The organism is uncultured Rothia sp., from assembly GCF_937976295.1.
In the GTDB taxonomy this organism is placed as follows: Bacteria; Actinomycetota; Actinomycetes; order Actinomycetales; family Micrococcaceae; genus Rothia.
Genome location: NZ_CALJRY010000008.1, coordinates 1 through 8105 on the forward strand (window position 1 = coordinate 1; position 8105 = coordinate 8105).

Consider the following 8105-nt stretch of genomic DNA (forward strand, 5'->3'; position numbering starts at 1 on the left):
CGCGCGGTTATCCTCAGAGCCCTCTCACGTGCTGCGGCATGGAACGTTGAGCTGACGGCCAGGCTAGTTCTTCGCTGCCTGACGTTCTGCGGTCTCCACAACATTCACCAGCAGCTCCGCGCGGGTCATCGGGCCCACACCGCCGGGGTTCGGGGAAACCCAGGACGCCTTCTGCGCAGCCTCCGGGGAGACGTCGCCGAAGAGCTTCTTCTTGCCGGTCTCCGGGTCCTCAGCGCGGGACACACCAACGTCCAGCAGGATTGCGCCGTCCTTGACCTGGTGAGCCTTCAGCACGTGCGGAACACCCACAGCGGCAACAATGACGTCAGCCTCGCGCAGCACCTCGTCCAGGTTCTCGGTACCGGTGTGCGCCAGGGTTGCGGTCGCGTTCACCTCGCGGCGGGTCAGCAGCAGACCCAGCGGGCGGCCCACGGTAATGCCGCGGCCAAGCACCACAACGTTCTTACCGTTCCAGTCGATGCCGTGGCGCTTGACCAGCTCAATGACACCGTTGGGGGTGCAGGGCAGCGGGGAATCCAGCGGCTCAGAAACGTTCAGCACGAGCTTGCCGAGGTTGGTCGGGTGCAGGCCGTCAGCGTCCTTCTCGGGGGCGATGCGCTCCAGCACGCGGTTGGTGTCCAGGTGCTTGGGCAGGGGCAGCTGCACAATGTAGCTGGTGCACGCCGGGTCGTTGTTCAGCTTGTCGATCTCTGCGTCGAGCTCTTCCTGAGTGATGTCACCGGGCAGGTCCACGCGGATGGAGTTAATACCGATCTCTGCGCAGTCGCGGTGCTTAGCGCCCACGTACGAGCGGGATGCGGGGTCGTCACCGACCAGGACGGTGCCCAGGCCGGGGGTAATACCCTTAGCCTTGAGCGCCTCGACGCGCTCCTTCAGCTCTTCCTTGATGGCTGCGGCGGTTGCGTTACCGTCTAGAATCTGGGGCATTGTTTTTCCTTCCATAGGTTGCGGCGGGGTTCGCCGAAACGGACGGTCTGTGTGTTGAGTTCTAGGGTGTGTGCCTAGCAGGTACCACTCCCCCGCTACATCCCTCGACGGATATGCCTCAACGGATGTAGCGGGCAGGGCGGTACAAGTATCAGGGCGAAATAACCCCGCCCGCTCAGCACCCACGAGGGGATGGTGAGCGAACGGGGTCATTCAGGGTCTACCAGTTCTCGCTGCCCTGGTAGAGGGGGTACTTGGCGCACAGCGCCTCAACGCGGGCACGCAGCGCAGCGATGTCCGGGTTCGGCAGCAGTACGGAAGCGATAATGTCGGCCACCTCGGTGAAGCCTTCAGCGTCGAAGCCGCGGGTCGCCAGCGCGGGGGTACCGATACGCAGACCGGAGGTCACCATCGGCGGGCGCGGATCGTTCGGCACGGCGTTACGGTTGACGGTAATACCGGCATCGTGCAGCAGGTCCTCTGCTTCCTTGCCGTTGAGGGCGTGGTCGCGCAGGTCAACGAGCACCAGGTGAACGTCGGTACCGCCGGAGGCGATCGCAACGCCGGCGTCCTTCACGTCCTGCTGCAGCAGGCGGTTCGCCAGGATCTGTGCGCCCTCAACGGTGCGCTTCTGACGGTCCTTGAACGCCTCAGATGCGGCGACCTTGAATGCGGTAGCCTTCGCAGCGATCACGTGCATGAGCGGGCCGCCCTGCTGACCGGGGAACACTGCGGAGTCAATCTTCTTCTTCAGCTCCTCGGTGCAGAGGATGAAGCCGGAACGGGGACCGCCCAGGGTCTTGTGCACGGTGGAGGAGACCACGTGCGCGTGCGGGACGGGGTTCGGGTGCAGACCCGCAGCCACCAGGCCCGCGAAGTGAGCCATGTCCACCCACAGGTACGCGCCGATTTCGTCAGCAATCGCGCGGAACGCTGCGAAGTCCAGCTGACGGGGGTATGCGGACCAGCCGGCAATAATCAGCTTGGGGCGCTCAGCCAGAGCCAGTTCACGCACCTGCTCCATGTCAACACGGCCGGACTCATCCACGCTGTACGCCACAACGTTGTACAGCTTGCCGGAGACGTTCAGCTTCATGCCGTGGGTCAGGTGGCCGCCGTGTGCCAGGGACAGACCCATGATGGTGTCGCCGGGGTTCAGCAGTGCGTGCATGACGGCGTTGTTCGCCTGCGCACCGGAGTGGGGCTGAACGTTGGCGTGCTCGGCGCCGAAGAGTTCCTTCACGCGGGAAATAGCGAGGTCCTCGACGATGTCGACGAATTCGCAGCCGCCGTAGTAGCGGCGGCCGGGGTAACCCTCAGCGTACTTGTTGGTCAGTACCGAGCCCTGGCTTTCGAGGACGGCACGGGGGACGAAGTTCTCGGATGCAATCATCTCGAGGGTGTTCTGCTGGCGCTTGCGCTCCAGCTCAATGGCTTCTGCAACCTCGGGGTCGAGGTCGGCGAGGGGCATCTCGAGGATCTTCTGCTCGGACATTACGCTCCTGGGAGTGTTTTTGCGTTATCTTCGGTCGCTCATCATCAGGGTTGCCGCGGCATACGCCGGGCGGTCTTCGGGAGGCGGCGCGCGCCTCCAGCTGAAAACCCTGAGTGAAAAAATATGAGCTACACCTCATAATACCGTAAAGCCCGCTTTCCTTCGAGAAGGAAAACGGGCTTTACAAAGCATCACAATGAAGTTTTCATGGTGTCGGCGAGACGCCAGCGGGGGCGCACAACACACCCCGGCGGGCTTATCAGCAGGCCGTTATGCGGGTCTGCTAACCCTACGCCTGACGCAGAATAGCGGAAGCATACTCCAGGTACGCCTCGCGAGCGCTCTCCTTCTTACCGCCAGCCACCAGCTGGGTCTGCACCACGTAACCGGTCAGCACCGACAGCACCGCGGCACCGATAACGGTCAGCCACTCTTCAAGCTCCTCTTCGGTGAAGTCCAGCTCAGCGGCACCCCAGGCGCGGTAGCGTTCCAGGGACTGATCGCGCAGGTAGCTCAGCTGTTCAGACACCACGGTCGCCAGCTGCGGCATCGCCACCGCCTCGCCCCAGGTGACGAGCAGGTGACGGCGAATCTTGGGGGTGTCCAGCACCTTCAGGCACCCGAACACGTAGTCCCAGGGCTGTTCGGCGCGGATGCGGTCAAAGGGCGCCATGTCCATGCGGGCTGCCGCCAGAATAATCTCATCCTTGGAGGAGAAGTGGTTATAAATCGCTCCAGCGGACAGGCCGGTGGCCGCAATAATGTCGCTCATCGAAGCCTTCTGATAACCGTGCTTGATGAAGCATTCGCGGGCGGTCTCCACAATCTGAGAACGCCTGTTCTTTTTGTATTCTTCGCTGACTTTAGGCACAACCTAATCCTAGCGAACTTTTAGCCGCTCCGTGCGCATCTCGGTCGTCGGTGACGCACCCTCATGCGCAAATCCGGCGCAAAATAGAGCAAAAATTCTATAAATACGGCTTGCCCACACTACGGACGCCCCAACGCGGCCGCCCCAGCATGGATATTCCAGATAGCAAGCACAAAAAGCGGGGCATCCCAGGCTCACCCGAAGGCTCACCCCAGAATGCCCCGCTCACAGCAGGTAGCTCAGCGCAGGCTGAGCCCGCTACAGATTTTTAGTGGAAGAAGTGGCGGGTACCGGTCAGGTACATGGTCACGCCAGCAGCCTTAGCCGCCTCGATAACTTCCTCGTCGCGGATCGAGCCGCCCGGGTGCACGACGGCACGCACACCGGCGTCCAACAGCACCTGCAGGCCGTCAGCGAAGGGGAAGAACGCATCGGATGCGGCAACCGCACCGCGGGCACGTTCGTTACCTTCACCGCCGAGAGTGTTCGCACGCTCCACCGAGAGCTTGCAGGAATCCACGCGGTTCACCTGGCCCATACCGATGCCCACAGCGGCACCGTTATCGGCAAGCAGAATAGCGTTGGACTTGGGCGAACGCAGTGCACGCCACGCGAACTCAAGGTCGCGCAGGGTTGCCTCGTCAGCCGCCTCACCGGCGACCAGGGTCCAGTTCTTCGGGTCGTCGCCCTCAGCCTGCAGACGGTCTGCCTCCTGGAAGAGCGCGCCACCGGAAATGGGGCGGTACTCAATGGTCTCGCGGGCAAAGCCCTCGGGCAGAACCAGCAGGCGCAGGTTCTTCTTCTCACGCAGAATCTCCAGCGCCTCGGGCTCGAAGCCGGGAGCCACAATCACCTCGGTGAAGATGCCCTTGACGGTCTGAGCCATAGCGGCGGTCACCGGGCGGTTAGCGGCAATCACGCCACCGTATGCGGACAGCGGGTCGCAAGCGTGCGCCTTCGCGTGAGCATCCGCAATCGGGTCAGCCGCGCCGGGGGTTGCCACAGCAATACCGCAGGGGTTGTTGTGCTTGATGACGGCAACAGCCGGCTCATCGAAATCGTAAGCGGCACGCAGAGCGGCGTCAGCATCAACGTAGTTGTTGTAGCTCATCGCCTTACCGTGCAGCTGCTCCGCCTGAGCAATGCCGGGGGCAGCGGCGGGGTCAACGTACAGGGCGGCACGCTGGTGCGGGTTCTCGCCGTAACGCAGGGTCTCGCTACGCTCAAAGCCCAGGCCTGCGTACGGGGGCCAGAAGTTAGCGTCCTCATCCTGCAGGAACTGGGATGCGGTCCAGGTAGCCACAGCGGTATCGTACGCGGCGGTGTGGGCGAATGCGCCAGCAGCAAGGCGGCGGCGCTCATCCAGGGAGAAACCACCGTTCTTAGCGGCCTCAACGGTGCGCGCGTAGTCGGCGGGGTCCACAACAATCGCGACGGCGTCGTGGTTCTTCGCGGCAGCGCGAACCATGGAGGGGCCACCAATGTCGATCTTCTCGATGATGGCGTCCTGATCGGCGCCGGACGCAACGGTCTCAACGAAGGGGTACAGGTTCACAACCACCAGGTCGAACGCCTCAACGTCCAGCTCTTCGAGGGTGTCGATGTGCTCCTGCTTGCGGCGGTCAGCCAGAATACCGGCGTGGATGCGCGGGTGCAGGGTCTTCACGCGGCCTTCGAGGCACTCGGGGAAACCGGTCACTTCGGTAACCTCGGTGACGGGTACGCCTGCTGCCGCGATGGTGGATGCGGTGGAGCCGGTGGAGACCAGCGCGACGCCAGCCTCGTGCAGGCCGCGGGCGAACTCCTCCAGACCGGTCTTGTCGTAGACGGAAATGAGGGCGCGGCGCAGGGGCACGCGATCGAGCTCAATGAGAGACACAAATACTCCGATGCTTTAGACGTGCACGCCGGTTCTCGGCGGCACAGCTGGTGGATGGACGTAGCCTGCCAGGATAGACAGGATATGTGTGGGGGTATTCCCCGCCGCTGTGCACCTTCCCCTCAGGGGTACTCGGGTGCCACAGCGGAACGTGTGTGGGCGGCGGGGTGTGAGCTCGGCTCATTCCGCCGCAAAAATCTAGTGGGCGGAATTAGCTGTCAGATGCAGCGTCGTCAGATGCAGCGCCGTGAGATTCAGCCAGGGATGCGATGGTCTGCACGAGCAGGCGGCGCTCCTGCACCTTAATGCGTTCGTGCAGGGTTTCTTCGGTGTCGTCATCCAGAACGGGCACTGCCGCCTGGGCGAGGATGGGGCCGGTGTCAACGCCCGCATCCACAAAGTGGACGGTCAGGCCGGTAATCTTCACACCGTGCGCCAGGGCGTCACGCACGCCGTGCGCACCCGGGAAAGAGGGCAGCAGTGCGGGGTGGGTGTTAATAATGCGGTTTTTGAAACGCTCAACCAGCTGCGCGTCAACAATGCGCATGAAGCCGGCGAACACAATGTAATCGGGGTTGTAGGAAGCGATCTTTTCTTCCAGCGCACGGTTCCAGGAGGGGCGGTCTGCGTAGTCGCCGGGCTGCACCAGGAAGGTGGGTACACCCGCCGCCTGGGCACGTTCAATACCCAGACAGGGCTTGTCGGCGCCCACTGCCGCAATGTCGAGGGGAAGCTCGCCCGCTGCTACAGCGTCGAGGATGGACTGAAGATTCGTTCCGGAGCCGGATACCATAACCACAATTCGCACCCGACTAGTATAACCCGTCTCACACCCTTATCCAAGGGGGTAAGAGGTTCATAACATGCCCAAAGCCCAAAGGCGAGCGCAAAGAAACCCCGGCGGAAGAAATCCTCACCGGGGTTCGCCAGGGTCCACCGAGGTTCACCGGGCGCAAACTCGACAGGCAGTAAACTCAACAGGTCGCGAGCTCAATAGGTCGCGGGCAGGCGGGGCGGTACCCTTATAGGTATGTCTACTCCCCCGCAGAACACTCCGCAGAACACTCCGAACAACGCACCGCAGCAGCCTACCCTGAACAACGGCGCCACGCAGAACCAGCAGGTTCCGCCGCGAGCGCCGCAGAACATGATGCCGCAGCCTCGAGGACCTCAGGGCAAGAAGCCGCGCAAGCCCATCGACCCCATCGAACAGCAGAAAGCGAATATTCGCACCTCGTTCATGCTGATCGCTGCCGCGCTGGTAATCTTTACGTCGTCTTCCTTCGCGCTCTCCGCGATGCCGCTTTTCTTGGCGCTCTTCCTCTTCGCGCTCGCCGGCATCACCCTGAGCATTATTGCGATCGTGCGCACCGCAGTCTACCGCGGCCCCTGGTTCTTCTACATTGCCGCGGGCGTCAGCATTATCTACGGCGCTATGACCCTGCTCGGCGGCATCGGTCTTGCCCTCATGCCCGGCGCGCAGGAGTACCGTGAGTGCCGCGCCGCCGCGCTGACCCAGACCGATATGTCCACCTGCGACCAGGATTTCCAGGGCACGATGGACAAGCTCACCGGCGCGTCCAGCTCTAGCTCTTCATCCGCGCGCTAGTTCATTCACACGCTGGGGATCCTGCGGGCTGGGAGCGCGCTAGTTCTTCGTGCGCGTGTTAGAAGCCTGAGCCTTAGAGCCCTGGGCGCTAGAACCCGCGCTAGAACCATGAGACTTCGAGGAGCTGACATCCAGCGGGGGCAGCTCCACGGTAGACGCCTCATCGGTCACCAGCGGAAGCACGCCGGTCTGGCTACGAACCTCAAAGATGCGGCTCATCGCCTGATCGGCGGAGAGGACATCCAGCTCACGATCCACAAAATCACGCTCTAGGTCGTTCTTCTGCTTCTTGCGTGCCGCCTTAGCCGCCTTTTTCGCCTCACGCTTCTGCGCACGCTCATGCGCCCGGTAGTTGTCACGATCCCGAGCGGAATCCTGCGCGGCAGAACCAGCATGGTCGGCATCAGCTGAGTCACCCTGTACGGAGTCATCCTGCGCTGCGGCAGGCTGCTCAAGGCCAAAGCCGAAGTACGCCATGATGCGGCTCGCGCGGCCCTTCGAACGAGGTGCATGCTCTGCGGACTCATCGACAGCGCGCTCAGCTGCCACAGGTTCAGCAGCCTCGTAGACGGGCTCCTGAATCAGCTCGCGGGTCTCCTCATCGGAGGGGTCATGAGCGTACACGGCGGGGTCATAGGTGCCGTGTTCGTCAGCAGCGCGCTCGTTGGAGGCTGGCTCAACAGATGCTTCAACGCTCTCGTAATCCTCAGCCTGTGCAGAGTCAGCGTGGGCAGAGTGCAGGTAATCGACCTGCTGAACGGCCTCAATCGGCTCGTACTCCTCAGCAGAGCTCTTTTCAACAAGGCTCTCTTCAACAGGGCTCTCTTCAGCAGCAGCCTCTTCGGAGACAGACTCCTGAGCAACATCCGCAGTGGATTCCGTTACTACAGGCTCTTCAGCCGATACTTCGCGTTCTGCAACAATCTCGGCGAAAGCGTCCGCCGCCGCACGCTGCGCCAGCTGCTCGGTCGCCTCCACGGGGACAGCAACCACAGGCTCCTGCGGATGCACCGGGACATGACCGGTCGCCACCTCAGACACAACAGACTGCTCAGACGCCACGGACTGCTCGGCCTCAACAACGTTCTCGGAATCCTGCGCGCGTGCCGCTTCCTCAGCCTCACGCTCAGCTGCCTCACGTGCTGCGGCTTCCTCAGCCTCACGCTCCATACGCTCCGCACGCTCCTGGGCACGCTGCTCACGACGCTCCGCAAAACGCTCACGGCCCTGCGCAAAACGCTCACGGATCGAGGCAGTAAAACTCATCAGACGCTCACCCAGGTTCGGGCGCTCATCCGCAAAA

6 protein-coding genes and 1 pseudogene are annotated in these 8105 nt (G+C 62.7%); 1 reads left to right on the forward strand and 6 read right to left on the reverse strand.

Annotated elements, in window-relative coordinates:
- Positions 1-63: 63 nt before the first annotated feature.
- From Q0216_RS00150 to purN, 5 genes are all read right to left on the reverse strand, one after another.
- Positions 64-948 (reverse strand): bifunctional methylenetetrahydrofolate dehydrogenase/methenyltetrahydrofolate cyclohydrolase, encoded by an 885-nt coding sequence (locus Q0216_RS00150; RefSeq protein ID WP_298591861.1) that lies wholly within the window; start codon positions 946-948, stop codon positions 64-66.
- Positions 949-1168: 220 nt separating this feature from the next.
- Entirely contained in the window at positions 1169-2443 is a 1275-nt protein-coding gene (gene glyA / locus Q0216_RS00155) for a serine hydroxymethyltransferase (protein WP_298591864.1), read from the reverse strand.
- 289 nt (positions 2444-2732) lie between these two features.
- Complete coding sequence (locus tag Q0216_RS00160) at positions 2733-3314, reverse strand: TetR/AcrR family transcriptional regulator (protein WP_005506809.1); 582 nt, start codon at positions 3312-3314, stop codon at positions 2733-2735.
- A gap of 268 nt (positions 3315-3582) precedes the next feature.
- On the reverse strand, positions 3583-5193 hold the full coding sequence (purH, locus tag Q0216_RS00165; RefSeq protein WP_298591867.1) for a bifunctional phosphoribosylaminoimidazolecarboxamide formyltransferase/IMP cyclohydrolase: 1611 nt from the start codon (positions 5191-5193) through the stop codon (positions 3583-3585).
- A 211-nt stretch (positions 5194-5404) separates the two neighbouring features.
- Positions 5405-5986 carry a phosphoribosylglycinamide formyltransferase gene (purN, locus tag Q0216_RS00170; protein WP_298591872.1) on the reverse strand — a complete coding sequence of 194 codons (582 nt, stop codon included), beginning with the start codon at positions 5984-5986 and terminating at the stop codon, positions 5405-5407.
- Between the two features lie 237 nt (positions 5987-6223).
- On the opposite strand from purN, the gene Q0216_RS00175 reads away from it, so the two are divergent.
- A complete protein-coding gene (locus Q0216_RS00175) occupies positions 6224-6802 on the forward strand; it encodes a 4-hydroxyphenylpyruvate dioxygenase (RefSeq protein WP_298591869.1) in 579 nt (192 codons plus the stop codon).
- A gap of 39 nt (positions 6803-6841) precedes the next feature.
- Here the strand turns inward: Q0216_RS00175 and Q0216_RS00180 are convergent.
- A pseudogene (locus tag Q0216_RS00180) lies at positions 6842-8105 on the reverse strand (hypothetical protein); the annotation flags it as partial.